This window comes from Sinobacterium norvegicum, assembly GCF_923077115.1.
Lineage (GTDB): Bacteria > Pseudomonadota > Gammaproteobacteria > Pseudomonadales > Sinobacteriaceae > Sinobacterium > Sinobacterium norvegicum.
This window is the reverse complement of sequence record NZ_CAKLPX010000001.1, coordinates 536967-562757: the sequence shown is the minus strand read 5'-3', so window position 1 is coordinate 562757 and position 25791 is coordinate 536967. Positions and strand designations below refer to the sequence as shown.

The window sequence follows — 25791 nt, the reverse complement described above, 5'->3', positions numbered from 1 at the left end:
CCGGCAAGTCGCCGGTTTTTTTATGCGCGGTCAATACAGAACGAATTACGCCAGCGACTCAATGAGGTTATGGTGTTTTTTGGCCGAGTCGCTACTCAGTCATTGCTCAATGATGACTGTTTATTCATGGTTCTTGTCGCCATCATAGATGGGCGTCATACTGAATAAAAATAATAAGAGAGCCGTAATGAAAAAAACGATATTAACGCTGTTGGTCGTTGCAGCGTTGGCCACCAGTTATCTGCTCGGAACCTTTAATGGCAGTACCACTATTCAAGCGCCCTCAGCGGCTTGGGCTGAAGACAGCGAGGCTGCGAAAGCATGGCGTCAATTGTCGGTGGCAATGGATGCTGCAGGTGAGGAGGTGTTTAAGGCCTCCGCTGATCAGCAAGAACAAATCGATGGTCTGCTGTACTTAACCCAGCTTTTATCAGCGTCGTTAGAAATGAAGCTGTCCAAGGGCAATCAAGCGGAGCCGGCCTTTACTGACTGGATGGCAGACTACCGAAAATTCTTAGGGGATAGCCCCGATGCCATTTACCACACCGCTGAAATATCTTCGGATTACCGCTACCAAATCAGCGGCACCGTCGCCGATGCCGAATATCTCGGCATGATGCTCTATGGTAAGGCTTTAAATGGCTGGAATTCTGCAGAAGCCAATATTGCCACGCCGGATATCCGACTGGATGCCAACGGTGGATTTAACGTTATTTTGAGTAAGCACAAACCCGAGGATGGCAGTATTGATTGGCTGCCCATGAGTGACAGTGTGCATTTGGTTATGATGCGTCAATACTTTCATCAGCGCAGCAAGCAAGAGCCGGCAACCCTGAACATTGTTAACCTCGATAGTCAGCATCCGGTGAAGTTGAACGACAAAATTTTGGCCAAGGGCTTGGCCTCTGCTACTGAGTTTTTCAATGATACCTTAAGGGGGAGTCTGGCAATGAGTCAGATGTTCGCTGGCGCCGTCAATAGCACCGATGTCCCGAAGAGTTACAGCCAGGACTTTGGCGGTGTTTTTTACCCGACCCATGACAACGATTATTATGGTGCCTGGTTTGACCTTCAAGATGATGAGGCGCTGATTATTGAGGGTGATGTCCCTAACGCACCTTATTGGTCGGTGTCATTAATGAATCGCTGGATGCAATCGTTAGATTATCAGCATCAACCAGTAGCGCTGAACGATCAGCAAATAGAAACGTCCCAAGGGCGTTACCGAGTGATCGTCTCCCGAGTGAATCCGGGCAGCGGTAATTGGATCAGTACCGCCGGATATCGGCAAGGCATGCTGGCGATCCGTTATCAGCAATCTGATGGTACAGCGAGCCCAACGTTGCAGCTGGTTAAGTACTCCGAGCTTGCCGAGTAGTTGGCCGGCATTTCAATGTAACTGTGGCGAGTAAAACAAAATTGCGATGGTCGAGGGCTGATCAAGTTTCACGTCACTGTTGGGTGAGTGGCGTGATATTTCAATTTATCTCTAGTCGAAATTATATTCACTCATCGGCAGGCATTCGATTTTATCGAAGTCGATAAAGCGCACGACGCTGTCGATCATTTGCTGTTGACGGCGTTGTGTTTCTTGCTCGTCACCGGGGCAGCCGTAAAACGCGCTGCTATCAGTCATCGCTGCTGCGGGAAAGTTTTCTTCAACAATGGCGTCCACTGTTGGCGCATTATGGGTCATTACCTTGGTTACGATGTTTTGCCGATAACCAAAGGTTGATTGGATGTCGCAAGCGATTTGACCATGGCTATTGAGCCAGATATCTAACCATTGTTCACGGTCGAGTCGCGGCGGTATTTCAAGTAGCACTACCTGGTTCATCCCTTCGGTACGCTGGCCTGCAGAGCTGGGGTATTGTTCGTTGAGGATAGGCTCGTGTTGTTGAACCCGATAACCAGCAAGGTCGGTGCTGAAGCCAGAGAAGCAGTCGATGACGGTATTGAAAAAGCGCTCATCGGACAGCCAGAAACTGATCATTGCCTGATAGGGATTTTGCTGCTGGCTGATGCGCAAGCTGTCCGCACCGGCAACGGCCTGATCTACCTTATTCAGGCGAACATGCTTTGCACCGGTATTGGCTAAGGATTGGGCGGCATTTAACAGCTGTTGTTGGAAGTTGTTATGGTTGCTGTGGCTATCAGGCTTTATCAGTAGGATGTATTTTTGCATGGTATGGCCTCTTTTTTCCTTTAGTCTAACGGAAAATAAAAACAGATAATAATGACGGCCATGTTAGAAAATAAGCAGAGGGGATATAGAGCAGGGGGAGGGAGACGGCTCATCAAACTAATGGGCCGTCCAGCATTATGCGCTTATAACATTTCGTCGGCGATAACTTCGAGCACTTCGTTTTGGATGGCGCCAATCAGCATGGTTGAAATTTCACCACGCTGGTCAGAGGCTTTCCAATCCTGCAGTTGTTCGCGGATACGCCCCTCTGGACCTATAAGTGCAACTGCGTCGAGCAGTTCCTGAGGGATTGCCTGAGCGGCCTCGGCTTTATTGCCGGCCAGGTATAAATCTTGAATTTTTTCGGCTTCGGCGCCATAACCCATGGCGGTGGCATAATCGGTATAGAAGTTTTTATTCTTCGCGCCCATGCCGCCGATATAGAGGGCCATCATATCGCGAGCGGGTCCTTCACAGGCAGCTTGATCGTCACCCATGATGGCGGTGACTGCCGGTGCTATCTCAAAGTCTTTCAGACTTTTGCCGCCACCGGCCTTGGCAAAGCCTTTGTCGAGGTGCTTACCGATGACGTCAAAATTGTTGGGGTCCATCCAGACAGGAAACACACCGTCGGCAATTTCGGCGCTGGCGCTAAGGCCCGCTGGGGTGATGGAGGCGGTGTAAATGGGGATAGAAGTATCTGCCTGCAATATAGTTTTCAGAGGCTTGCCCAGGCCCACGCTGCCGGGGCCATTATAGGGCAATTGGTAGGTTTTCCCGTCAAAGGTGACCGCCTCTTCACGGGCCATAATTTTTTTACAGATGGCAATGTATTCTCTCGTTCTGGTAATGGGGCGCTGATAGCCTACACCATGCCAACCTTCAACCACTTGCGGTCCAGAGGCGCCAAGCCCCATGATGAATCGACCTCCAGACAACTGGCTTAGTGTCATGGCCGTGGTAGCGGCGGCGGCTGGTGTTCTTGCCACCATTTGCATAATAGCGGTGCCGACACGTATTTTTGTGGTGTTGGCTAATATCCAAGCTGCGGTACTGACGGCATCACTGCTGTAAGATTCCGCTGTCCACACCGAGTCATAGCCCAGATTTTCTGCGTGTTGAATCATTTCCATTGGTAGCTTTACTTGCTTACCAGAATAGCCGAGTAGGAGTCCGAGCTTCATAGTGTTGACCTTTAATTATCGCGTAGCGGTTATTTTTTTCGAGTGTGAATAAAATCTCATCAATATGCAAGCAAATGCATATGTTTAATCTTGTCTATACCTACCTCGGCGTTTGTTTATATTTACCAATATTTCATCAGTTTAGTGTAGAACGGGATTTTTAAAGGTCTATATTTGATAAAGTCATAATTCTTGCAAGGTTTACTGTAATGATAATCATCCAAGAACATCATGTTTATTGATTTGTCGAATATGCTTCTGCTGTGAAAGCGACAGAAGAGTAGGAATGTGCTATTGGAATTTTTCAGAAAAATATATCTACTGGTAGTGGCTTCGATGTTGCTGTCTGCTTGTGCCTCGCAAGATGTTGAGCTTGCCCCCTTGTTACTCGAGCCCAGTGAATCCTTTCGTCAGCAAGGCCTTGCAGTGGCAAATAATCAGCAACGTTGGTGGCTGCAGCACGGCAACGATGATTTGTCGGCGCTGATCGAACAGGCCTTGACGGGCAATCAGGAATTACAATCGGTCTATCAGCGGCTGCAACAGTCGGCGGCATTGCGGTCACAGGCTGAGTCAGGACGCTGGTTTACTGTTGATTTCGGCGCCTCTGATGTCGTTGATGTCGATAGCGGCGATAGTGATTACCGTGTTTATGGTGAGGCGCAATATGAGGTCGATTTGTGGGGCCGCATCGACGCTACCATCAAAGAAAGCGAGGGTGAGTATCGTGCGTCGGCCTTTGATTACCAAACGGCGGCAATCAGTTTGTCGGCCGAGGTTGCCGATGCCTGGTATCAGTGGTTGGAATTTCGCCAGCAGCAGCGGGTGTTAATCAGCCAGTTGAAGGCTAATGAAAAAACCCTGGCAGTGGTTGATCTTCGCTTTAAATTAGGCGCTGTCAATATCACCGATGTGACTCAACAGCGCCAGCAAGTTGAATCCAGCAAGGCGAAACTCACCCGCGCAGAAGCTAATATCGCCACCGCCGGTTATCGACTCAATATCTTATTGGGACGAACGCCAGGAGCAGAATTAACGCCGCCAAATCATGTTGATTTCACCATAGGGCCGGCACCAGCAACAGGCTTACCGTTAGAGCTGTTGGCTCAGCGTACCGACGTACAGGCTGCCTGGTCATTGATCGAGGCAAGAGAAGCCTCCTTGGCAGCGGCAATCAAAGACCGCTATCCGCGTATCACCTTGGGTTACAGTGCGCAGAGTCAGTCGATGTCGACCGCTGAGTTGTTTAATGATTGGCTGCAGCAACTGACTGTGGGCGTGGTAGGGCCGGTTATCGACGGTGGGCAGCGGCGAGCAGAGGTTAGTCGGCAACAGGCTAGATTACGCGAGTCAGTACACAATTATAATGTCGCGATGCTTGAGGCGATTGCCGAGGTTGAAACGGCGCTGGCCAATGAACGACATCAAACAGCTTATGTGGCCAGTGTCGCCAAGCAGAAAGAACTGGCCTACTTCACACTGCAGCGTAAGCGTATTTACTATAACAGTGGAACCACCAGTTATTTGGATGTATTAGCGGCGCAGACATCGGCGCAGGAGCTTGAGCTTAACCTGGTTACAGCAGAGCGTGAATTAGTTAATTATCGTATCAATTTATACCGTTCACTGGCCGGTGGATGGTCGCTACCAGACGCTGGCGAAACTGACTCAATCTGACAATCATTTGATGAGATTAATAATGACGTTACCCCCTTTTATGCAGCAGCGTGCCCGCTGGTTATTGCCGATAATTATTTTGCTTTTTGCGGTATTGTTAGTCTGGATGTTGATGGCTAAACCGACGCGGGCACAGCGCTCTGGGCCACAGCCTGAGCCGGCACGGTGGGTTGAGGTTATCACTGTGCTGCCACAGACAATCTCCCCGACAATTCGTGCCAGGGGGTTGATTGCACCTTCGAGAAAAGTCGATGTTTTGGCCCAGGTTCAGGGGGAAATTATTGACGTCTCGGCGCAGCTGATTCCGGGCCAGGTGCTTAAAAAGGGCCGGCAGCTGATACAGATTGACCCTGTTGATTATAGTGCTGCTGTGACCCAGGCTGAGGCTGACTTGGCTCAGCGCCAGGCCGACTTTCAAATCGAACAGGGTCAGCAGTCGGTGGCCCTGCAGGAATATGAATTAATCGGCGAAGAATTACCCGCAGATCAGCGCTCATTAATCCTACGTAAGCCGCAATTACAGAGTAGTAAGGCGCAGCTAAAATCTGCCGAAGCGGCGTTGCAGAAAGCGCAGAAAAATTTACAGCGCACTACGGTAACGGCGCCTTTCGATGGCATATTAGTGTCAAAGGAGGTGGATTTGGGTACCTCTGTGGCGATTAATACCCCCCTGTTTTCTATCTTAGCCAGTGAAGAGTTCTGGTTGACGGTAACCCTGCCGCCAAGTCAATTGCCGTGGCTGGATATTCCCGCTAACAACCGCAGCAATGGTGCCTCAGTAACGCTTTATAAACAGGGTAATGCCTTGTCCAGGGATGCAGAAGTGTTACGTCTGTTGCCTGAATTAACGCCGAATACCAAGCAGGCTCAATTGCTCATCTCCTTGCAGGATCCCCTGTCACTGTTGGCAGCCAATCAGGGTAAACCGGTATTCATGGCCAATGAATTTGTCGAGGTCAGTCTTCAGGGGCGTACCATTGATGCCATTGTCGTTTTACCGCGGGGGGTTATTCGTGAAGGCGGGAAGGTATGGCTGGTTGATGGTGATAATCGCTTACAAATGCGTGACGTGGATATTGTGTTAAGTACCGATACTGTGGCTTACATTAGTGCCGGTCTCGAGTCAGGTGATCGGGTGGTCAGCTCACTGTTGAAAACGCCTATTATTGGTATGCTGCTTGACCCTAAAAGCAATGCACAGGACTCAGGCGATACAACGGCTGCTGAACCTGTGATGGGTGATGGGCATGAGTGAATCATTGCGCCGTGGCCCCATTGCTTGGATGATCCAAAATAAGGTAGCCGCCAATCTACTGATGATGGTGTTAATTGTCGGTGGACTGGTGGTTTCAAGCTTGATCAAGAAAGAAGTATTTCCTGAATTTGAAACCCAGTATGTCTCCGTCAATGTCAGCTACCCCGGGTCCAGCCCAGCCGAGATAGAGCAAGGTATTGTGCTGGCGGTTGAAGAGGCGATGCGGGGCGTCGATGGTATCAAGGAAATAACTTCGACAGCACGTGAGGGGGCAGCAACGGTTAACGGTGAGCTGTTATCCGATAGCGATAGAGCCATTGTCTATCAAGATGTACAACAGGCGGTGTCGGCGCTACAGACCTTGCCGGACGGGGCTGAAACACCGGTGGTCTCAATGAGTTCGCGGGCGAGAAGTGTATTGCGCTTAGTCGTTTTTGGTGAGGTGGAGCAATGGGTGTTACGAGAGGTGGTGGAGGATGTTCGCGACCAATTATTACAAAGTGGGGGGATCAGCGAGGTAGAATTACGCGGTGCCAGTGATTATGAAATTGAGGTAGAGATCAGTCGCCAGACATTGGAGAGCTACGGTTTAACACTGCGCGATATTGCCAGTCGCATAGACAGCCAATCTGTTGAATTGCCCGGCGGCAGCATCGATACTGTCGCCGGTGAAATTATGTTACGCGTGTCAGACCGAAGTTTGTGGGCCAAAGAGTTTGCCAATATCGTTATTATCAGTGAGCCTGACGGAAGCTATATAACACTTGGTGATATTGCCACAGTTAGCGATAGCTTTGTCGACGACAAGGTGCTTTATAGCTTCAATAATCAACCTTCTGTTGCCTTGGAAGTGTTTCGAACCGGCAGCCAAACACCGACCGGCGTATCCGATGCCGTGCATGACAGACTGGAAAATATTCGCCAGTCTATGCCTCCGGGTATCTCAATCCAAGTGTTCAATGACCGCTCAGATATGTATGAGGCACGACTTGATCTGCTGTTGAAAAATGCTTTTCTTGGCCTGCTGTTGGTGCTGGTTCTGCTTGGCATTTTTCTCGATATTCGACTGGCGTTCTGGGTGACATTGGGTATACCAACGGCATTCTTGGGCGGGCTAATTTTTCTACCGTTCTTCGATGTGTCGATCAATATGGTGTCGATGTTTGCCTTTATTCTAGCTCTGGGTATTGTTGTCGATGATGCCATTATTGCCGGGGAGAATATTCACGAGTACCGCAAACTTGGTTACTCCAATAGCCAGGCTGCAATTGAGGGTATCAAGGCGGTTTCGGTGCCGCTGACCTACAGTATTTTATCGAATATTGTGGCCTTTATTCCGCTGTATTTTCTGCCGGGTTTTCTCGGAATGTTGTTTGGTGTCGTGCCTCTGGTGGTTGCCTCGGTATTTGTTATCTCGTGGGTGGAAGCGCTGTTTATCCTGCCGGCCCACTTGGCGCACAGTGGTGAGAAAAAGGAGTCTAAATGGTTTTATAAAATCCATGCTCGGCAACAAAAACTCAGTGAGTTCTTAACGCGAGGACTGACTCTACGTTATCTCATGGTGCTCAAACAAGCGCTGAACTTTCGCTATATCACTGTTGCAATTGGCGTTGCTGTTTTCGTTATTACCTTGGCTTATACCATGAGTGGAAGAATGGGTTTTACGTTGATGCCGAGGGTGGAGTCGGATCGTTCGTCGGTAACGGCGATCTTGCCGGTGGGTAGCCCAATGACTGATGCGGTGATCATCCGAGACCAGTTGTTGGCGACGGCGTATCAAACAATTGATGGTTTTACTGTCAATCGTAGTGATGGTGGCTACACAGAGCGTTCAGCGCTGCTGGAAGGGGTGCGGGCTGAGGTTACTGACAATCAAGTGGATATCGTTTTGCAACTAACAGAGGAGGGGCAGCGGCCAGTATCGACGGGGGAGGTCTCGAAGGTGTGGCGTCAACTCAGTGCTGATGTCGTCGGTGTCGATTCGATAAAATTTGAAAGTGATCGCGGTGGTCCGGGGCAAGGTGCGGCGATTACTATTGAGCTTTCTCACCGTGATGATGCAGTGTTACAGCAGGCCAGTGCGGCTTTGGCCGCGGCAATGACTGAGTTTTCTGAAGTCAGCGATATAGCTGATGGCTACAGTCTCGGCAAGCCTCAGCTCGATATTGCGTTGTTACCTAAGGGGCAGAGCCTTGGCTTGACGAACAATGCTATTGCCAGTCAATTGCGCAGTGCTTTCTATGGTGCCGAGGCGCTAAGGCAGCAGCGAGGCCGTCATGAAGTTAAGGTGATGGTGCGGATGGACGAGGCGGATAGGTTGTCACAGTATGATTTAGAACAACTCAATATTGTGACTCCCAGTGGTGATTATGTGCCGCTGATTGAGGTGGCAGAGGTGCATTATGGTCATGCGTTTACTGATATTACTCGCCGTAGTGGTCGCAGAACGATAAACGTAACAGCCAATGTTGAGCCTATAGAGGCAACCGGTGCTGTGCTCTCTTCACTGAAAGAGCGGGCACTGGTCGATATTCAGCAGCAATACCCGTCGTTGTTAATTAGTTACCGGGGTAAACAGCAGGACACCGAAGAGGGGGCATCAAGCTTAATGATTACCGGCTTCGTCAGCATGGTCGTGCTCTATGTGATGCTGGCCATCCCCTTTGGTAGCTACAGTCAGCCGCTGTTGGTGATGCTGGCTATTCCCTTTGGCGTCATCGGTGCGATTATTGGTCATCTTATTATGGGTTATGGCCTCAGTATGATCAGTATACTCGGGATTTTAGCGCTGTCGGGTGTGGTAGTTAACGATACGTTGGTTATGCTTGATTATGCCAACAAACAACGTATTGCAGGTGCCACCCCAATTGTGGCAATCAGTGAGGCGGGTAAGCGACGGTTTAGGCCTATCCTGTTGACCACGCTGACGACGTTTGGTGGCTTGGCCCCGATGATTTTCGAGACCTCGATGCAGGCCAAATTTCTCATCCCGATGGCAATCTCACTCGGTTTTGGCATTGTTTTCGCGACCCTGATTTGCCTGTTATTAGTCCCTGCTATGTACTTGGTACTAGAAGATTTAAAGGCAGCAATAGGGGGCATAAAAATGGCTGTGTCGAATAAGCTAAAAAATGTTGTTAGTTGAACCAGTCGATGTTTTAGCGCTCTGGCTCAGCAGTTTTGGGTTGGCTGTCTAAGCTTAGGGTGTGATAGCACATTTTAGGTGGTAGTTATGTCCTCGCCCGTTCATCTGGTCGGCCTTCCCAGCCAATTAACCGCGGCTACATTGGCGTCGCTGCAGCAAACACTGCGAGATATCAATGATTTTAAGCCCTCCGCCAGCATTGAGTTGGACGGTTCTTGCGTTGAGAGAATAGACATTGCAGGTTTGCAATTGTTAGCTGCCTTTATCAAGCGTTATGAGTCTGGCCATCTTGGTCAGGTGAGTTGGCAGCAGCCTTCGAAGGCCCTGGTTAAGGCCGCGGTGATCAGCGGTGTAACCGACGACTTGCACCTGTCATCATTACATTAAGCATTGTTGTTTGTTAAGGTGATGAAAAAAAGGGGGAGTTGATGGCGAATACAACGCAATTGAATGAGGAAATGCTGGGCAGTTTAAAAGAGGTCATGGGTGATGATTTTAATCAATTGGTCGTCACATTTTGTCAGGACTCACAGTGTCGAATCGATAGCATTGAACGGGGTTTGGCCGCCAAAACCGCCGAGTTAGTCCGTGCCAGCGCCCATAGTTTGAAGGGGAGTTCGGCCAATATGGGGGCACCGCTGTTGAGCCAGTACTGTCATCAACTAGAGCAGTCAGCCGGCGCAGGAAACCTGGATCAAGCGGTCAGTGAGTTTGAGCATATAAAAACAGAGTTCGACAAAATAGCTGACTTGTTAGATGCGATTTAACCAGGGTGTTGGCATTGTCTTGCCTCACCTTCCAATTGTGAGAGAATTCCACGTTATAAATTTACACCTAGATTTATAACCGATATTCTTATCATCTATGACTACAAGCCTCGTTTATTGAAAACCTAGATGGCGTGGACAGTCCTGTTGACTATGTATTCAGAAATACTGCGATTTTCATTGGCTATCACTGTGATTGTCGATTTTATTATGAGGCTGTCTTTATTTTGCTCGAAACACTGTTAAATGTAGAAGGCTTGACCGGCGGTTGGTCAGACCGCGAACTGTTCGAAAATCTTTCATTCAAGGTTGATTGTTCTGACATCCTGCAGGTAGAAGGGCCCAATGGCAGTGGTAAAACCACGTTGTTAAGAATTTTAGCAATGCTGTCAAACCGTTATCGTGGCGACATCTTCTTCGGTGGACACAATATCCGCCAACATCGTCAGCTGTATCAGCAAAATATGGTGTTCATGGGGCATGCGGCCGGTAATCAGGCCGTTTTATCTCCAATGGAAAACCTACGCTGGTATTTCTCTAGTCGAGAGGATTTCACTGATCAGCAGTTGATGCAGGCGCTCGATGAGGTGGGTCTTTATGGTTTCGAGGATTCTTCCTGCCACTCGCTCTCTGCTGGCCAGCAGCGACGAGTTAGCTTGGCTAGGCTGCATTTAAGTAGTTCGCCACTGTGGATACTCGATGAACCATTTACGGCAATTGATAAGCAGGGTGTGGCCGAGCTTGAAACGTTTATTGCCAATCATTCCGAGCAGGGTGGGGCAGTGATTCTCACGACTCACCATAAGCTCACCATCCCGGCAGAGGTTAAAAAGTTGCAGTTAGGTAGCTGGACATGAGCAAGATACTCGATGTGATGCAGCTACCTGGGCTGTGGCAGGCATTTTATGGTGTATTGTTGCGGGATATATCGCTGGCTTATCGCCGCCGCTCAGATATTTTCAACCCTTTGATTTTCTTCTTGATCATTGTTGCATTGTTCCCTTTGGGTGTGAGCCCTGAGCGGCTGGTCTTGGCGGGCTTGGCACCGGGGGTAGTGTGGGTTGCGGCCTTGTTGTCCTGTTTGTTGTCGATGGATAGTCTATTTCGCAGTGATTTTGATGACGGTACGTTAGAGCATTTGTTGCTGTCACCCCAGCCGTTGTATATCTTAGTGTTGGCCAAGGTGTTGGCACATTGGTTGACTACTGGTTTGCCGATTACATTATTTGCCCCATTACTCGCCTTGATGTTGTATTTGCCGATCACGGCAATCCTGCCCCTGGTTTTGAGTTTGCTGATTGGCTCAATTGTGTTGAGTTTTGTCGGTGCTATTGGCGCTGCACTAACCGTCGGTTTACGGCGCGGTGGTATACTCATCTCCCTGATAGTATTGCCCCTTTATACGCCGGTGTTGATTTTCGGTGCCAGTGCCGTAACGGCTGCTGCCGAGGGGCATATGTTCGGTGGTCATCTGGCTATTTTGGGGGCGCTGCTAGCGCTGGCGGTCTGTCTTTCGCCGTTTGCTATTGCCGGTGCTTTACGAATCAGCGTAGAGGGTTGATCTACTGCAAAGTGGATAAAAATTGTAGTGACGAGGGTGGGTTTTATTGTCAAAATCCACTTTAACAATGCTACACTCCTTGAGTTTTTTACAGTGTGTATGGTTTTTATGAGACAGTATTTAGTTCGGTTGTTCCATAAGTTTGGCTCACCCAAATGGTTTTATCAGCTTACCGATAAGTTGCTGCCATGGTTTGCCGTGATTGCTGGTGTTTTATTGATTACCGGTGCGGTTTGGGGCTTGGCCTATGCCCCCATCGATTACAAGCAGGGTAATAGCTACCGCATCATCTATATTCATGTGCCGGCTGCCTTTATTGCCCTTGCCAGTTACTATGTGATGGCGATTGCCGGAGGCGTTAGTCTGATTTGGAAGATGAAGTTGGCGGATGCGGCGGTGAAATGTGCTGCGCCCATTGGTGCTGCAATGACATTATTGGCGTTGATGACCGGTGGTATCTGGGGCAAGCCTACTTGGGGTACCTTCTGGGTATGGGATGCACGCAACACGTCGATGTTGGTGTTACTGTTTCTTTATCTGGGGATTACCGCACTGTATGAGGCCTTCGAAAACGAAGAGGTCGCAGCCAAGGCCTGTGCTGTATTGGCGCTTGTTGGTACGGTGAATATCCCTATTATTTACAAATCTGTTGACTGGTGGTATAGCCTGCATCAACCAGCGACGATCAAAATCACCGAACCCTCTACCATGCATTCTTCGATGTGGTATCCGCTGATGATTATGATTGCGGGTTTTTACATATTTTATGGCGTGGCACTGATGCTTCGCATGCGTACCGAAGTATTGCGGCGTCACCGCAATCAACGCTGGGTTAAAGACATCATTGAGAAGGGGTAAACAATGCATTTTGACAGCATGCAAGCATTGATAGAGATGAATGGTCACGGTAGTTATGTCTGGACAGCCTATGCCATTGCGTTTGTGGTACTGCTCTCGTTGATTGTTCAGCCATTAAGGGCAAAAAAGCAGTTTATCCGTGTGCAAAAAAATGAACTTAGACGGCAGCAACGCAGTCAGAGTAAGGTATCTCATCAGTAATTTACCTGTTTGAACAATAACGTAAAGTTAAGTGTTAGGAGTAGATCAATGGCTATGCACCCTCTGCGCAAGCAGCGGCTCATTATTGTCACCTTTATTGTGTTAGGCGCCTCGCTTGCCGCAGCATTGGTTTTTTATGCCCTAGGTTCCAATATGAACCTGTTTTTCTCGCCGACACAAATCGCGCAGGGTGAGGCCCCGGTCGATAAGAAAATTCGTGCCGGTGGTATGGTCTTGAAAGGCAGTGTCGTGCGCGACAGTCAATCGTTGCGAGTGGATTTTATCGTGACAGATTTTGAAGCCGAGGTGCCGGTTGTGTATGAGGGTATTCTACCCGATATGTTTGCCGAGGGTGAGGGTGTGGTCTGCCATGGTGAACTTGATGAAAACGGTGTGTTTCATGCGGTTGAGGTATTGGCCAAGCATGATGAGCAGTATATGCCACCCGAGGTCAGTGAGGCGTTAGAAAAGTCCGGTCATACCGAGACGATGAAGCAGCAGCCTGCCTCTGTACTAGGAAATGACGGCGTATGATTCCAGAGTTAGGTAATTTCTCCCTTGTCATCGCGTTTTGTTTGAGTGTCGCGCTGGCTGTTATACCCATGGCGGGAGCGACGAGCAATAATTTGATGTGGATGCGGATGTCTCGCCCTCTTGCACACGGTTTTTTTGTCTTTGTCTTAATCAGTTTTTTTTGTCTTACTTTATCTTTTATAGGGGATGATTTCTCGGTCAGTTATGTGGCCAATCACTCCAATACATTGATGCCAACAGCGTATAAATTCAGTGCCGTTTGGGGTGGTCATGAGGGTTCACTTCTATTGTGGATTCTTATTCTTGCCTCCTGGACGCTGGCTGTGGCGTTATTCTCACAGAGTCTGCCGGATGATATGGTCGCCCGTGTGCTCTCTGTTATGGGAATGATTGCCATTGGCTTCACGCTGTTTATATTGTTGACGTCAAATCCCTTTGGTCGCGAGCTACCATTCTCACCAACAGAAGGTTCTGACCTCAATCCTTTATTGCAAGATTTCGGTTTGATTGTTCACCCACCAATGCTTTATTTCGGCTATGTTGGTTTTTCTGTGCCCTTCGCTTTTGCTATTGCAGCCTTGCTATCTGGTCGTTTAGATTCAGCTTGGGCACGCTGGTCTCGCCCGTGGACTAATATCGCCTGGGCTTTCTTAACCCTTGGTATTGCGCTGGGGAGTTGGTGGGCATATTACGAGCTCGGGTGGGGCGGTTGGTGGTTCTGGGATCCTGTCGAAAACGCTTCCTTTATGCCCTGGTTGGTGGGAACGGCGCTGATGCATACGCTGGCGGTGACAGAAAAGCGCGGCGCCTTTAAAAGCTGGACAGTACTGCTGGCAATTTTTGCCTTTTCATTGAGTCTGTTGGGCACCTTCTTGGTCCGCTCCGGGGTATTGACCTCCGTGCATTCCTTTGCCGCAGATCCAGAGCGTGGGTTGTTTATTTTAGCGTTCCTCGGTGTCGTCGTCGGAGGCTCATTACTGCTGTATGCTCTTCGTGCTCCCTCCGTGGCCAGCAAGGTGAGCTTTAAGTTTTTATCACGAGAAGTATTCTTGTTGATCAATAATGCCATCTTAGTCGTCACGACGATTATGGTATTGCTGGGCACGCTGTATCCATTGCTAATGGATGCCATGGGCCTCGGTAAATACTCCGTTGGGCCACCGTATTTCAATACCTTGTTTGTGCCTTTGATGGCTTTGTTGGTGGTATTTATGGCGCCGGCTACTATGATGCGTTGGAAGCGGACAGACGCTGTTTCACTGAAATTGAAGCTGTGGCTGCCACTGTTGATTGCCATTGTTTGCGGCATTGCATTTCCTTTGTTCTACGATGCCGATGGTTACAGCATTCCAGCGGCGATGGCTGTGACCTTTGCCGGTTGGTTGGTGTTTGTGATGATTGCCGACCTGCGCGATAAAACCCGTAATAGCCCTGGTTTTGTTCGTGGGCTTACAAAGCTGACGCCGTCTTATTGGGGGATGCAGCTTGGACATTTGGGCATGGCTGCAGCGATTATTGGCGTCTGCTTAACATCGCAATACACCGTTGAGCGTGATGTACGTATGGTCGAGGGCGATACTCTCGAGGCCTCTGGTTATCACTTTACTTTTCACGGTACTGAACACGTCGATGGGCCAAATTATAGTGCTGAAATTGGTCACTTCACCATTGATGATGGGTATGGCTATGAGTTTCAGTTGTTCCCAGAGAAACGCCAGTTTTTTGCCTCAGGACAGATTATGACTGAGGCCGCAATCAATGCCGGAATCTGGCGTGATGTTTATATTGCCATGGGTGAGCCTCTTGGCGGCGGCGCATGGGCTGTACGTTTGCATTATAAGCCCTTTGTTCGTTGGATGTGGTTAGGCGCAATATTCATGGGCCTCGGTGGCACTATTGCGGTCTGTGATAAGCGTTATCGGCTGAAGAGGAAGGCTGTCGCACAATCGCAACCGCTAGATTCTGCCGCTGCGACAAGGGAGGCGTAACAATGGCTCGTCTACGCTTGTTTTTACCGCTGTTGTTTTTCATTGCCTTGGCCGGTGTTTTTTTCTCCGTGTTGACCACGGAGGATTACAACCCACAAGAGCTGCCTTCTGCCTTGATTGATCGTCAGGTACCTGCTTTTTCAATTCGATCGCTGGAAGATCCCCAGCGGTTAGTGACGGAGGCTGATTTGACCGGCCGGGTGGTGCTGTTGAACGTATGGGCGACATGGTGCCCCACCTGTCGGGTTGAGCACCCTTATTTAATGGATATAGCCAACCGTTATCAGGTGCCTATTATCGGCCTTAACTACAAAGACGATAAGCCGAAGGCATTGCAGTGGCTGGAGCAGTTAGGTAACCCCTATGATTATAATATCGAGGATGTTAATGGCCGTCTTGGCTTAGATCTTGGTGTGTACGGCGCGCCAGAGACTTATGTTGTCGATAAACGCGGAGTAATCCGTTACAAACACGTTGGTGAAGTGAATGAAAAGGTTTGGCTGGAAGTATTGAAACCTGTCGTTGATAAATACAATCAGCCCCAGGGAGTGCTGTAATGAGAATCGCACTATTATTCATCGGTTTTTTCTCGGTATTGATCAGCCCAATGAGTTTTGCGGTTATTGAAACCTATGAATTTACCAGTACCGTTGATGAAAAACGTTATCAGCATTTTCTTGATGAGTTGCGCTGTCCTAAGTGCCAAAATCAAAACTTGAAAGATTCGGATTCGCCGATTGCAGCAGATTTAAGGGAGCAGTTGCACCTGTTGATCGATGATGGCAAAAGTGACACTGAAATCACGGCCTTTATGGTTGCCCGCTATGGAGAGTTTATTCTTTATCGTCCGCAACTTAACGCTGAAACAATGATTTTATGGTTTGGCCCTGGTGTACTTTTATTATTCGCCGGCATTGTGCTGATTGTGGTGGTTCGGCGCAGTCAGAAAGCGGCATTGAGCAATGCGACGCAGGCGAACGAAGCCAGCACCGATCCGGCCCCTGCCGCCATATCGAGCGAACAACAGAAAAAGTTAGATCAACTTCTAATAGACGGTAAAGACCAATCATGATGACTGAGTTTGTAATAATTGCAGCAATTATGCTGGTGTTTGCCTTGGTGATTATCATATTACCCCTGTTGAGCCGCAGTAGTGCGACAGTCGATATGGAGGCCGAGCGTAAGGCATTCAACATTGCCAGTTATAAGCAGCGTCTATCTGAGATAGAGGCTGATTGCTCTCAAGGCTTGATCAGCCGGGACGATGCTGATCGTTTATCTGCGGAATTGAAGCTGGCTCTGCTAGAGGATGCCGGCACCAGTGAAGCGGTGGTGGCAAGCTACCAAGGCGGACGTGGTTCGATTGTGGTTTGTGCCGTTGTTTTTGCCGGCTTGGCAATTTTTACCTACAGCCAAGTGGGTGCTATTAACGATGTTATTGTTGCCGATAAGTGGCAGCAGATCTCCGCCGCGGCACAGTCTGGTGAAAAGACTCAAGCGCAAATTGATATGATGAAACAAGACCTTGTCAGTCATCTAGAAAATAGCGATAACCAAGGCAATCAGTATTTACTGGCCTCGCTATTAATGCGTCAAAAGAATTACAGTGAGGCGGCTGTATTATTGAAGGCACTGGTTAAGAAAATGCCCCAAGATATGCAATTGGCTGCGGAGTACGTACAGGCAGAATACCTGGCCAATAATCGACAAATTGACGACCGGCTCGAAATGATTATTAGTCGTGTGTTGACCGCGGATCCGCAGCAGCCAACTCTGCTTGCGCTGGTAGCCATGGATGCCTATGGCCAGGAAGATTACACCAAGGCGCTACAATATTGGCAGCAACTGCAGCGTGTGACACCGCCTGATACTCAGAACGGACAGTTGTTGGCTGACACTATCGTCCATGTCCAGGAGCTGATTGCCAGTGGTGGTGCCGGTGAGCAGGCAACTGTTAGCGATCAAAATAAGGCTGTAGCACCGACTGCTGATGACAGTGCGGTTGCCTCAGTTGCCGTGACCGTATCGTTGGCCGATTCCATCGATGTCTCCAGCGCCGATACCGTGTTTATCTATGTTCGCGCTGCCGGTGGCCCCAAGATGCCACTGGCTATTCATCGCACCACTGTCGGCAAACTTCCACTGACAGTAACGCTGGATGACACCATGTCGATGATGCCCGATGTTAACATTTCCAGCTTTCCTCAGGTTGAGGTTGTTGCCAGGGTCTCAAGAAGTGGTCAGGTAACGCCATCTGCCGGTGATTATCAGATAGTCAGTGGCGCCTTTGAACCATCAAAAGCGTCGCCATTAAGCCTGGAAATTAGCCAGGTAGTACAATAGCGACCGGACTTTTTAGCTCGCGATATCGCAAAGGTATTGCTGGGCTATTTATTTGTTCAAGCTTTGTGGATTGAGCGTAGTTGTTGGGGTCGAAAAGCTATACACTAGTTAGCAGTGGTTAGTTTACCAATGTTGTACTGTTTGTTAGGGATTTGCCAATAACTCAAATAATAATTGGCTGCCGATATAACGGCTGTTACAGCCACTCCATGACTCTTTAATTGACCTCCTGTTGCCTGTGCGACGGGAATATTTGAATTTATTCTATATGCGCCTAAAGTCTATAAAACTCGCTGGTTTTAAATCATTTGTAGATCCGACTACTGTTAGCTTTAGCAGTAATATGTCAGCCATTATTGGTCCTAACGGTTGTGGTAAATCGAATACCATCGATGCGGTACGTTGGGTAATGGGGGAGAGTTCAGCCAAGAATTTACGTGGCGAGAATATGACCGATGTTATCTTTAACGGTTCTAACGCACGAAAGCCTGTCGGACAGGCGACGATAGAGCTTGTTTTTGATAATAGCGACGGTACCCTGACGGGAGAATATGCCCGCTTCAGTGAAATATCGATTAAGCGAAAAGTTACGCGAGAGGCTCAAAACAGTTACTACCTCAATGGTGTTAAATGCCGTCGTCGTGATATTACTGATATTTTTCTCGGCACCGGCTTAGGGCCGCGCTCTTATGCCATTATCGAACAGGGCATGATCAGTAAACTGATCGAGTCAAAGCCGGAAGAACTCCGCGTCTTTATCGAAGAAGCGGCGGGTATATCGAAGTACAAAGAACGTCGGCGAGACACCGAAAACCGCATGCGCCGTACCCATGAAAACCTCGAACGATTAACCGATATACGCGAAGAACTTGAGCGTCAGTTGTCTCACCTCAAACGTCAGGCCAGAGCGGCAGAGCAATACACAGAGTTCAGGTCACAGGAACGTTTACTCAAGGCGCAATTACAGGCCATTCAGTGGCAGCAGTTGGATGGACTTGCCGGCAGTCAAGAAGACGTGGTCAAACAGCTGGAACACTCATTGGAAGATGTGATTACTGAGCGTCTAGCTGCCGAATCAATGATAGATGCCCAGCGCACACAGCATACAGAGTTAACAGACCAATTTAATGAGGTCCAGGGACAGTTCTACACACTGGGTGCCGAGATTGCGCGCAGCGAACAAAATATTCAGCACCAGAAACAACGTGAGGCCCAGTTGGCAAGTGACCTGCATCGCGTCAGCGCCTCTATTGAAGAGGTTGTCGAACAGTTAAAGCTGGACGAGGATGAGCTTGAGCAACTCAATCAGGAGTTACTTGAGATTGAGCCTGAGCTGGAGATGCTCAGTGCCGGAGAAGAAGAGGCGGCGGAACAATTATTACATGCTGAAGAGTTGATGCAGCAGTGGCAGCAGGCCTGGGATAGTTTCAATCAGCAGGCTCAGCAGCCGCGTCAGCAGGCAGAGGTTCAGCAATCGAGAATACAGCACATCGAGCAGGTATTACGCCGCATTGATCTTCGCGTTGAGAAACTCAGTGAGGAGCAAAAAGGCCTGGTCAGCGATGGTGAAAGTGAAGAGATTGAATTATTGCAAGAAGAACTGGCCGAGATTGAATTGCAGGCTGAGTCCGATCAGCAGTTGGTAGATTCACTGCGACAGGGTATGGACAAGAAGCGTGAGCAATCTCAACAGCTTGTTGAAGAGCTCAACAGGTATCGGGAAGAATACCAGGCTAAAAAAGGGCGTTTTAGCTCCCTCGAAACGCTTCAGCAGGCAGCGCTGGGACAATCTGGCGGTGTTGTCAGCGAGTGGCTGGCAGACCAGGCTTTGGATAAGGCGGCCAGGTTGGGTGAGTCGTTGACCACCGAGCCGGGGTTTGAGTTGGCGGTTGAAACAGTACTGGGTAATTATTTACAGGCAGTATGCGTCGACAGTATCGGCAGTGTTTCGCAGGCTCTGGATCAGTTGAGTAAAGGCAGTATTGGTTTTGTCGTCGATAACCCGCAGCCACAGTCAACATTGCCTCGCCTGTCGGCATCCTTGTTGGCTGACAAGACCTCTGGCTTTGATGTTGCCAATCTGATGAGCGGTGTCTATGTGGTTGACGATGTCATTCAGGCTCAGCAGCTACAGCCACAATTGGCAGCTGGCGAGTCGGTGGTGACTAAACAGGGTATATGGCTCGGGGCTCAGTGGCTGCGGGTTAGCAAAGACGACGACAAGCAGTCCGGTGTCATTGCACGGGCAAAAGAGTTGGAGCAGTTGACCGAGCGACTGAGCTATTTAGAACAGCAGATTGAACAGTTGGGCGAGCAACAGGGCGAGCAGCAAGCATCGCTGAAAAAGGCCGAGCAACAGCGAGAACTACTACAGCAACAATTAAAACAACAGTCGCAGCAGCAATCACAGTTATCGGCAAAATACAGTGGCTTGCAGGCCAGACTTGAGCAGGTTGTGGTTCGTCGAGATAATATCGCCGCAGAGATTGCTGAGCAGCAAGAGTTACAACACGTCGAACAAGAAAGTCTTGGTGAGGCTCGCCTTGAGCTGCAGACTGCGCTGGATGCGATGGAAAATGATGCGGAGCGTCGTGAGCAGTTGATTGCGCAGCGCGACAGCAGCCGTGAATCTCTCGAGCGAATGCGTCATCAGGCCAGACAAAATAAAGACGGTGCTCACCAGCTCGAGATGCGTGGTCAGTCACTAAAGACCAAGATCTCGGGTATTGCCCAGGGGCTACAGCGTCTGATGGGGCAGCGCAGTCAATACGAGACAAACCATGCGGAGATTGCCGAGTCGTTGGCAGAGTCAAGAATGCCTGCAGATGAGGTGCAGTTAGAGCTGGAGACAGCGCTTGAGCAGCGACTATTAGTTGAGGAAAAGTTAAGCAAGGCACGTGAGAGTCTCGATGGCGTCGACAGTGACATGCGGCGCAATGAGAAGAAGCGCGGTGATTGCGAGGAAAAAGCTCAGCAGTTGCGCAGTGAATTAGAAAAACATCGGCTCGAAGGTCAGAGCTTTGAGGTACGCCGAAAAGCATTGGAAGACCGGCTTGTCGAGGCCGACTTTGTCTTGGCAGAGGTACTTGAGGGGCTGCCAGAAAATGCCGAAGAGGGGCGTTGGCAGGAAGACTTGCAGCGTATAGCAACCAGAATACAGCGCCTTGGCGCGATCAATCTGGCGGCAATCGAAGAGTATAAGACACAGTCTGAGCGCAAGGTGTACCTTGATGATCAGCACAATGATCTAATGGAGGCCTTGGAATCATTGGAGTCGGCCATTCGTCGCATCGATAAAGAAACCCGTAGCAAGTTCAAGGAGACCTTCGATAGAGTCAATAATGGCCTGCAGAACTTGTTCCCAAAGGTCTTTGGTGGCGGCAGTGCTTACCTGGAGCTAACCGGTGATGATTTATTAAGTACTGGTATCACTATTATGGCGCGACCACCGGGTAAGCGTAACTCAACGATTCATTTATTAAGTGGTGGTGAAAAAGCGCTGACAGCACTGGCATTGGTCTTTTCTATCTTCCAGCTAAACCCAGCGCCATTCTGTATGTTGGACGAGGTTGATGCGCCACTTGATGATGCCAACGTTGGGCGCTACGCTAACATCGTGAAAGAAATGTCACAGACTGTACAGTTTATTTATATCACGCATAACAAGATCGCTATGGAAAAGGCTGATCAATTAATGGGTGTTACTATGCAGGAAGCCGGTGTTTCTCGTCTGGTAACGGTGGATATTGAAGAGGCTGCTGAGCTGGCTGCACTATAATAGGCCCGTGGTATTGCAGTTTGATGAACTTGTATTAAAATGCCATGCGTTATAAATAATAGGGAGTTATCGTAAGATTTGGTCGATAGAAAATACGCGACGGATCGGTACAATAAAACGATAACATTGCTTGGCTGTATGTGTTCGCGTTACAGTCTAAGTGATAGATTTGAGATAGGATAAGTCGAGGAAATATGACAGTTTTGGAGTCATGGTTATGGAACTAGGAATGCGCGAATGGATGCTGCTGATCGGCGCCTTGCTAATTTTGTTGGTTCTGGCCGATGGTGTTCGCCGAGTGATTCAAGATCGGCGTTCCAACATGCGTATGAAGGTCGCCAGTAAAGACCCCATAGACGATTATCTCAGCGAGCTACCCAATGGCGGGGCGCGTGTAGTTTCTGACAGTAAAGACACCGCTGCTGATAGCCTAAGTTTAGATAACAAGCGCAAAAAAGCTTTGGCTTCCACTATCGAGGATGACCTGGCTGCAGATTTTGTCTTCAACCCGCCGGTTGAAGACAATGCGGCGGTCGAGAGCGTGTCGAGTATTGCGGCGCCGATAAATCCCAGTCAACCATCGACGGTGAGCAGCGACCCGACCCCGTCAAAAGAACAATCACCTGACCTTGTACCAGAACTGCTGTCTTCTGCTGAACAGACACTGCAACAGGTGGTGGATAGCGATGACATGACGGATAAAATTGATGATGTTAGTGCCGACCTTGGTACCAGCTCTGATGCCATTTTTGATCAAATGCTAGCGCAGGTTGAGCAAGATGTTCGTGATAATTTGTCCGTGCCAGAAGTTTCTGAAGTGCATGCTGAGCCAATAAAAACAGAGCCAATAAAACCTGAACTTGACGATACCGTTGACGACTTGCCCTCATTAAAAGACATTGATCTAGAGCTCTCTAACGACGTCGACGAAGATGCTGCGGATTCACGGGTTATTGCAGACGAGTCAGATGTCACCGTTGGCAATGACATTGAAATCACTGATGTCATCGTCGAGTCTGATCAAAACAATGCCTCCAACAATAGCGAGCCGCAGACAGTGATTGCGCAGGGCGATTTGAACGATGACGAACGGGCTACTGACAGCATATTAGCGAAAATCGAAGAGTCTGATCAGCAACAGTCAGAGCTCGATGTTGGGCAGTCCCAAGTGACGGCCGAGACACTGTATGAAAATTTGTCGTTATCCAGTCAACCCGGTAAGCAAGAAGCTGCTGCGACCAGCCAACAGAAAAAGTATCGTAGCAATCCTTTCAAGGTTCCTGAACAGCAAAGCTTTGACCTGGGTGATGGCAGTGTGCCAATGCTGATTGACTCTGTTGCCAAGGATGAGGATGAGGTTGTTGACCTGGCGGAGCAAACCGGTTTTGTGCCGCGTAAAACACCGAAGAAGTCCGTCCGCAAGGTGACTGAATCGGTTGAAGTGCCGCCAGCGATAGAGGCAGAGCGCTCTACCGATAGATCAAAACCTGCTATTGCAAAGGAAGAAACGACGGCCGGCGAAGAGACGACGCTATCACCGGCTGTAGAGGCTGGCCGTGAAACAGTTATCGCTGACGAGGTTGAAGATGCTGCGCCGGCCAATGATCCGAAGGTGACAAGCGAAGCGACGGTGATTTCAAACACAAAAACGGCTAATAAAACACTGCTAGACCGCTTAGCAGACATCCCCGTATTTGGTAAACCCTCAGCGGTTGTTCAGCCGCCAAGTGATGATTCCAACGACAGCGATGGCTTTGAGGAACCAAGTGTAGCCGACTACCAACATGTACAAATCATTAACGTTCGAGCTAAAGCCACAGCTGGCTTTGACGCGGATAAGCTGCATGGTTTTTTCAAGGCCTGCGACATTCAGTTGAACAGGCACAAGGTCTATCAGCGTAACGAGCAGGCCAATGGCAAAGGGGCGATAGAGTTTAACGTGGCCAACCAGGTTCAATCGGGAATTTTTATGGCCGAGGAGGAGGGGAAGTTGGTCATCCCTGGGGTAAGTTTCTATTTGGGGTTGCCGGGTCCTGCCGACCCACTGGCTGCACTTGAGGCAATGATTCAAACAGCGGAATATGTAGCGAATAATTTTGATGGTGTGATGAAAGATAAGGACGGCAGCGATATTAATAAGCAGGTGCTGGATTATTTCCGTCAAGATATTAAAGAATTTTCAAGAAAGCATCTGGCTGAGTCTAGCTGATAGACTTCCTAACGATTTATATAAATGTGACAATAAGGGCGGATATATCCGCCCTTATTTTTGGTGTAATTGGAGTCAATTATGGCGATGACTGTCGTCGAACAAATCACCCAACTTCGATCATTATTAGAACAATACAATTACCAGTATTATGTGTTGGACGCACCGACAGTGCCCGATGCTGAATACGACCGTGTTTTCCATGCGGTCAAAGAGTTAGAAGACCGTCAGCCCGAATTGAGGCGTAGCGATTCGCCAACGCAGCGAGTAGGGGCCGCCCCCCTCGATGGCTTTGAGCAGGTAAGGCATGAGGTTAGAATGCTGTCGCTGGACAATGCCTTTAATGAGCAAGACTTCGATAGCTTCGACACAAGGCTGAAAAAGCTACTCGGTCGTGACGATGACATAGAATATGCCTGTGAACCCAAGCTTGATGGTGTGGCTGTCAGCCTGTTATATCGTAACGGCGTGCTAGAGCGAGGCGCCACCCGAGGCGATGGTCAGGTAGGCGAAAATATCACTTCCAACGTACGAACAATACCTTCTATCCCGTTGAAGTTGATTGGCAGCGGTTATCCCGACGTGCTAGAGGTGCGGGGAGAGATCTATATGCCGCGAAGTGGTTTTGAAGCGTTCAATGATAAGGCGCGTGAACTCTACGAGAAGGAGTTTGTTAACCCACGTAATGCTGCCGCAGGCAGCCTCCGTCAGCTCGACCCAACTGTTACCGCCAAGCGACCGTTACAGATGTGTTGTTACAGTGTTGGTTTGGTTGAGGGTGGTGATCTACCAGCCAGGCACAGTGAAATCCTCGCACAACTCAATCAATGGGGGTTGAGGATTAATGTTGATTCGGCGGTAGTCTCTGGAGCCAAAGCCTGTATGAACTATTATTCTCGCCTCGGCGAGCGTCGTGACCAGCTGCCGATGGATATCGATGGCATAGTGTTTAAGGTCAATAGCATTGCGGACCAACAGAGGTTGGGCTTTGTTTCGCGAGCACCCCGCTGGGCCATTGCCCATAAATTTCCCGCTCAAGAAGAGCTGACCACAGTCGAGGGAATCGAATTTCAGGTAGGGCGTACAGGAGCCATTACGCCAGTGGCTCGTTTAAAGCCAGTTTTTGTCGGTGGCGTCACCGTCAGCAATACTACCTTGCACAATATGGATGAGGTTGAGCGGCTCGATGTTCGTGTTGGTGACACTGTCATCGTACGCCGAGCCGGTGATGTGATTCCTCAAATTGTCAGTGTGGTTATTGATAAGCGTCAAGGTGGCGCGGAAAATCTGGTTCTGCCTCAGCAATGTCCTGTCTGCCAATCCCCTGTCGAACGCTCGGCCGACGAGGCTGTGGCTCGTTGCACCGGTGGCTTATATTGTTCGGCCCAGCAGAAGGAGGCAATCAAGCATTTTGCCTCTCGCAAGGCGATGGATATCGACGGGTTAGGTGACAAAATCATCGATCAACTGGTTGATCGTGAGTTGATCAAAAATGCCTCGGATTTATTTTTACTCAATGACTATCAGCTTGCCAGTCTGGACCGTATGGGCCCTAAGTCAGCGGCAAATGTGGTGGCTGCAATTAATAAGGCAAAGGCTACAACGCTGGATAAATTTTTATATGCTCTCGGTATTCGTGAAGTTGGCGAGGCTACAGCACGATCATTAAGCCAGCAATTTGGCAGTCTAGCGGCGTTGGTCGATGCCGATCGGGAGCAGTTACAGCTTACCCCTGACGTTGGTGCAGTAGTCGCCGAATATTTTTATGGTTTTATGCGCGCAGAGCATAACCTAGAGGTGATCAGTGCGCTGCAGGAGCGGGGTGTACACTGGTCCGATATCGATATAGATGAGCAGGCCGAATTGCCGTTAGAGGGCCAGACCTATGTGGTGACGGGTACCCTTGAAAGTATTTCACGCAGCGATGCCAAAGCCAGGTTACAAGCTTTGGGTGCCAAGGTTGCAGGCAGTGTATCCAAAAAAACTCACTGTGTGGTGGCGGGGCCGGGTGCGGGTTCGAAGCTGACCAAGGCGCAGGATCTGGGTATCGACGTCATCGATGAAGATGGCTTGTTAAGTCTAATAGCGCAGCATCAATAGGCCGAT

At 49.3% G+C, this 25791-nt stretch carries 20 protein-coding genes; 18 read left to right on the top strand and 2 right to left on the bottom strand.

The features are described 5' to 3' along the window. The first annotated feature begins 187 nt into the window (after positions 1 to 187). Positions 188 to 1378 (top strand): DUF1254 domain-containing protein, encoded by a 1191-nt coding sequence (locus tag L9P87_RS02415; RefSeq protein ID WP_237443078.1) that lies wholly within the window; start codon positions 188 to 190, stop codon positions 1376 to 1378. A gap of 111 nt (positions 1379 to 1489) precedes the next feature. Here the strand turns inward: L9P87_RS02415 and L9P87_RS02410 are convergent, their stop codons facing one another. Continuing rightward, positions 1490 to 2185 (bottom strand): EthD domain-containing protein, encoded by a 696-nt coding sequence (locus L9P87_RS02410; RefSeq protein WP_237443077.1) that lies wholly within the window; start codon positions 2183 to 2185, stop codon positions 1490 to 1492. A gap of 143 nt (positions 2186 to 2328) precedes the next feature. Continuing rightward, the gene (locus L9P87_RS02405; RefSeq protein ID WP_237443076.1) at positions 2329 to 3369 is read right to left on the bottom strand and encodes an LLM class F420-dependent oxidoreductase; all 1041 of its coding nucleotides are present in this window, start codon (positions 3367 to 3369) and stop codon (positions 2329 to 2331) included. Between the two features lie 294 nt (positions 3370 to 3663). On the opposite strand from L9P87_RS02405, the gene L9P87_RS02400 reads away from it, so the two are divergent. From L9P87_RS02400 to ligA, 17 genes are all read left to right on the top strand, one after another. Then, positions 3664 to 5046: a TolC family protein gene (locus tag L9P87_RS02400; protein ID WP_237443075.1), complete on the top strand. Its 1383-nt coding sequence runs from the start codon at positions 3664 to 3666 to the stop codon at positions 5044 to 5046. Between the two features lie 22 nt (positions 5047 to 5068). Then, complete coding sequence (locus tag L9P87_RS02395) at positions 5069 to 6301, top strand: efflux RND transporter periplasmic adaptor subunit (protein WP_237443074.1); 1233 nt, start codon at positions 5069 to 5071, stop codon at positions 6299 to 6301. Further along, complete coding sequence (locus L9P87_RS02390) at positions 6294 to 9446, top strand: efflux RND transporter permease subunit (protein ID WP_237443073.1); 3153 nt, start codon at positions 6294 to 6296, stop codon at positions 9444 to 9446. Before L9P87_RS02395 ends, L9P87_RS02390 begins: the two co-directional genes overlap by 8 nt. 87 nt (positions 9447 to 9533) lie before the next feature. Continuing rightward, positions 9534 to 9833, top strand: coding sequence for an STAS domain-containing protein (locus L9P87_RS02385; protein WP_237443072.1), 300 nt, complete (start codon positions 9534 to 9536; stop codon positions 9831 to 9833). Positions 9834 to 9874: 41 nt separating this feature from the next. Further along, positions 9875 to 10213, top strand: a complete 339-nt coding sequence (locus tag L9P87_RS02380) for an Hpt domain-containing protein (RefSeq protein ID WP_237443071.1) — start codon at positions 9875 to 9877, stop codon at positions 10211 to 10213. Between the two features lie 227 nt (positions 10214 to 10440). Then, entirely contained in the window at positions 10441 to 11070 is a 630-nt protein-coding gene (ccmA, locus tag L9P87_RS02375) for a cytochrome c biogenesis heme-transporting ATPase CcmA (protein WP_237443070.1), read from the top strand. Further along, on the top strand, positions 11067 to 11774 hold the full coding sequence (gene ccmB, locus L9P87_RS02370) for a heme exporter protein CcmB (RefSeq protein WP_237443069.1): 708 nt from the start codon (positions 11067 to 11069) through the stop codon (positions 11772 to 11774). Before ccmA ends, ccmB begins: the two co-directional genes overlap by 4 nt. A 108-nt stretch (positions 11775 to 11882) precedes the next feature. Continuing rightward, positions 11883 to 12632 (top strand): heme ABC transporter permease, encoded by a 750-nt coding sequence (locus tag L9P87_RS02365; RefSeq protein WP_237443068.1) that lies wholly within the window; start codon positions 11883 to 11885, stop codon positions 12630 to 12632. 3 nt (positions 12633 to 12635) lie between these two features. Further along, a complete protein-coding gene (gene ccmD, locus L9P87_RS02360) occupies positions 12636 to 12833 on the top strand; it encodes a heme exporter protein CcmD (protein ID WP_237443067.1) in 198 nt (65 codons plus the stop codon). A 54-nt stretch (positions 12834 to 12887) separates the two neighbouring features. Beyond that, on the top strand, positions 12888 to 13367 hold the full coding sequence (gene ccmE / locus L9P87_RS02355; RefSeq protein WP_237444355.1) for a cytochrome c maturation protein CcmE: 480 nt from the start codon (positions 12888 to 12890) through the stop codon (positions 13365 to 13367). Then, complete coding sequence (locus L9P87_RS02350; protein ID WP_237443066.1) at positions 13364 to 15355, top strand: heme lyase CcmF/NrfE family subunit; 1992 nt, start codon at positions 13364 to 13366, stop codon at positions 15353 to 15355. Before ccmE ends, L9P87_RS02350 begins: the two co-directional genes overlap by 4 nt. A 2-nt stretch (positions 15356 to 15357) precedes the next feature. Further along, entirely contained in the window at positions 15358 to 15912 is a 555-nt protein-coding gene (locus tag L9P87_RS02345; RefSeq protein WP_237443065.1) for a DsbE family thiol:disulfide interchange protein, read from the top strand. After that, positions 15912 to 16427 carry a cytochrome c-type biogenesis protein gene (locus tag L9P87_RS02340; RefSeq protein ID WP_237443064.1) on the top strand — a complete coding sequence of 172 codons (516 nt, stop codon included), beginning with the start codon at positions 15912 to 15914 and terminating at the stop codon, positions 16425 to 16427. Before L9P87_RS02345 ends, L9P87_RS02340 begins: the two co-directional genes overlap by 1 nt. Next, entirely contained in the window at positions 16424 to 17698 is a 1275-nt protein-coding gene (gene ccmI / locus L9P87_RS02335) for a c-type cytochrome biogenesis protein CcmI (protein WP_237443063.1), read from the top strand. The genes L9P87_RS02340 and ccmI overlap by 4 nt, the downstream gene beginning before the upstream one ends. Before the next feature lie 268 nt (positions 17699 to 17966). After that, complete coding sequence (gene smc, locus L9P87_RS02330) at positions 17967 to 21476, top strand: chromosome segregation protein SMC (protein ID WP_237443062.1); 3510 nt, start codon at positions 17967 to 17969, stop codon at positions 21474 to 21476. Between the two features lie 217 nt (positions 21477 to 21693). After that, complete coding sequence (locus L9P87_RS02325) at positions 21694 to 23685, top strand: cell division protein ZipA C-terminal FtsZ-binding domain-containing protein (RefSeq protein ID WP_237443061.1); 1992 nt, start codon at positions 21694 to 21696, stop codon at positions 23683 to 23685. 81 nt (positions 23686 to 23766) lie between these two features. Next, positions 23767 to 25785, top strand: a complete 2019-nt coding sequence (gene ligA, locus L9P87_RS02320; protein ID WP_237443060.1) for an NAD-dependent DNA ligase LigA — start codon at positions 23767 to 23769, stop codon at positions 25783 to 25785. Positions 25786 to 25791 lie beyond the last annotated feature (6 nt).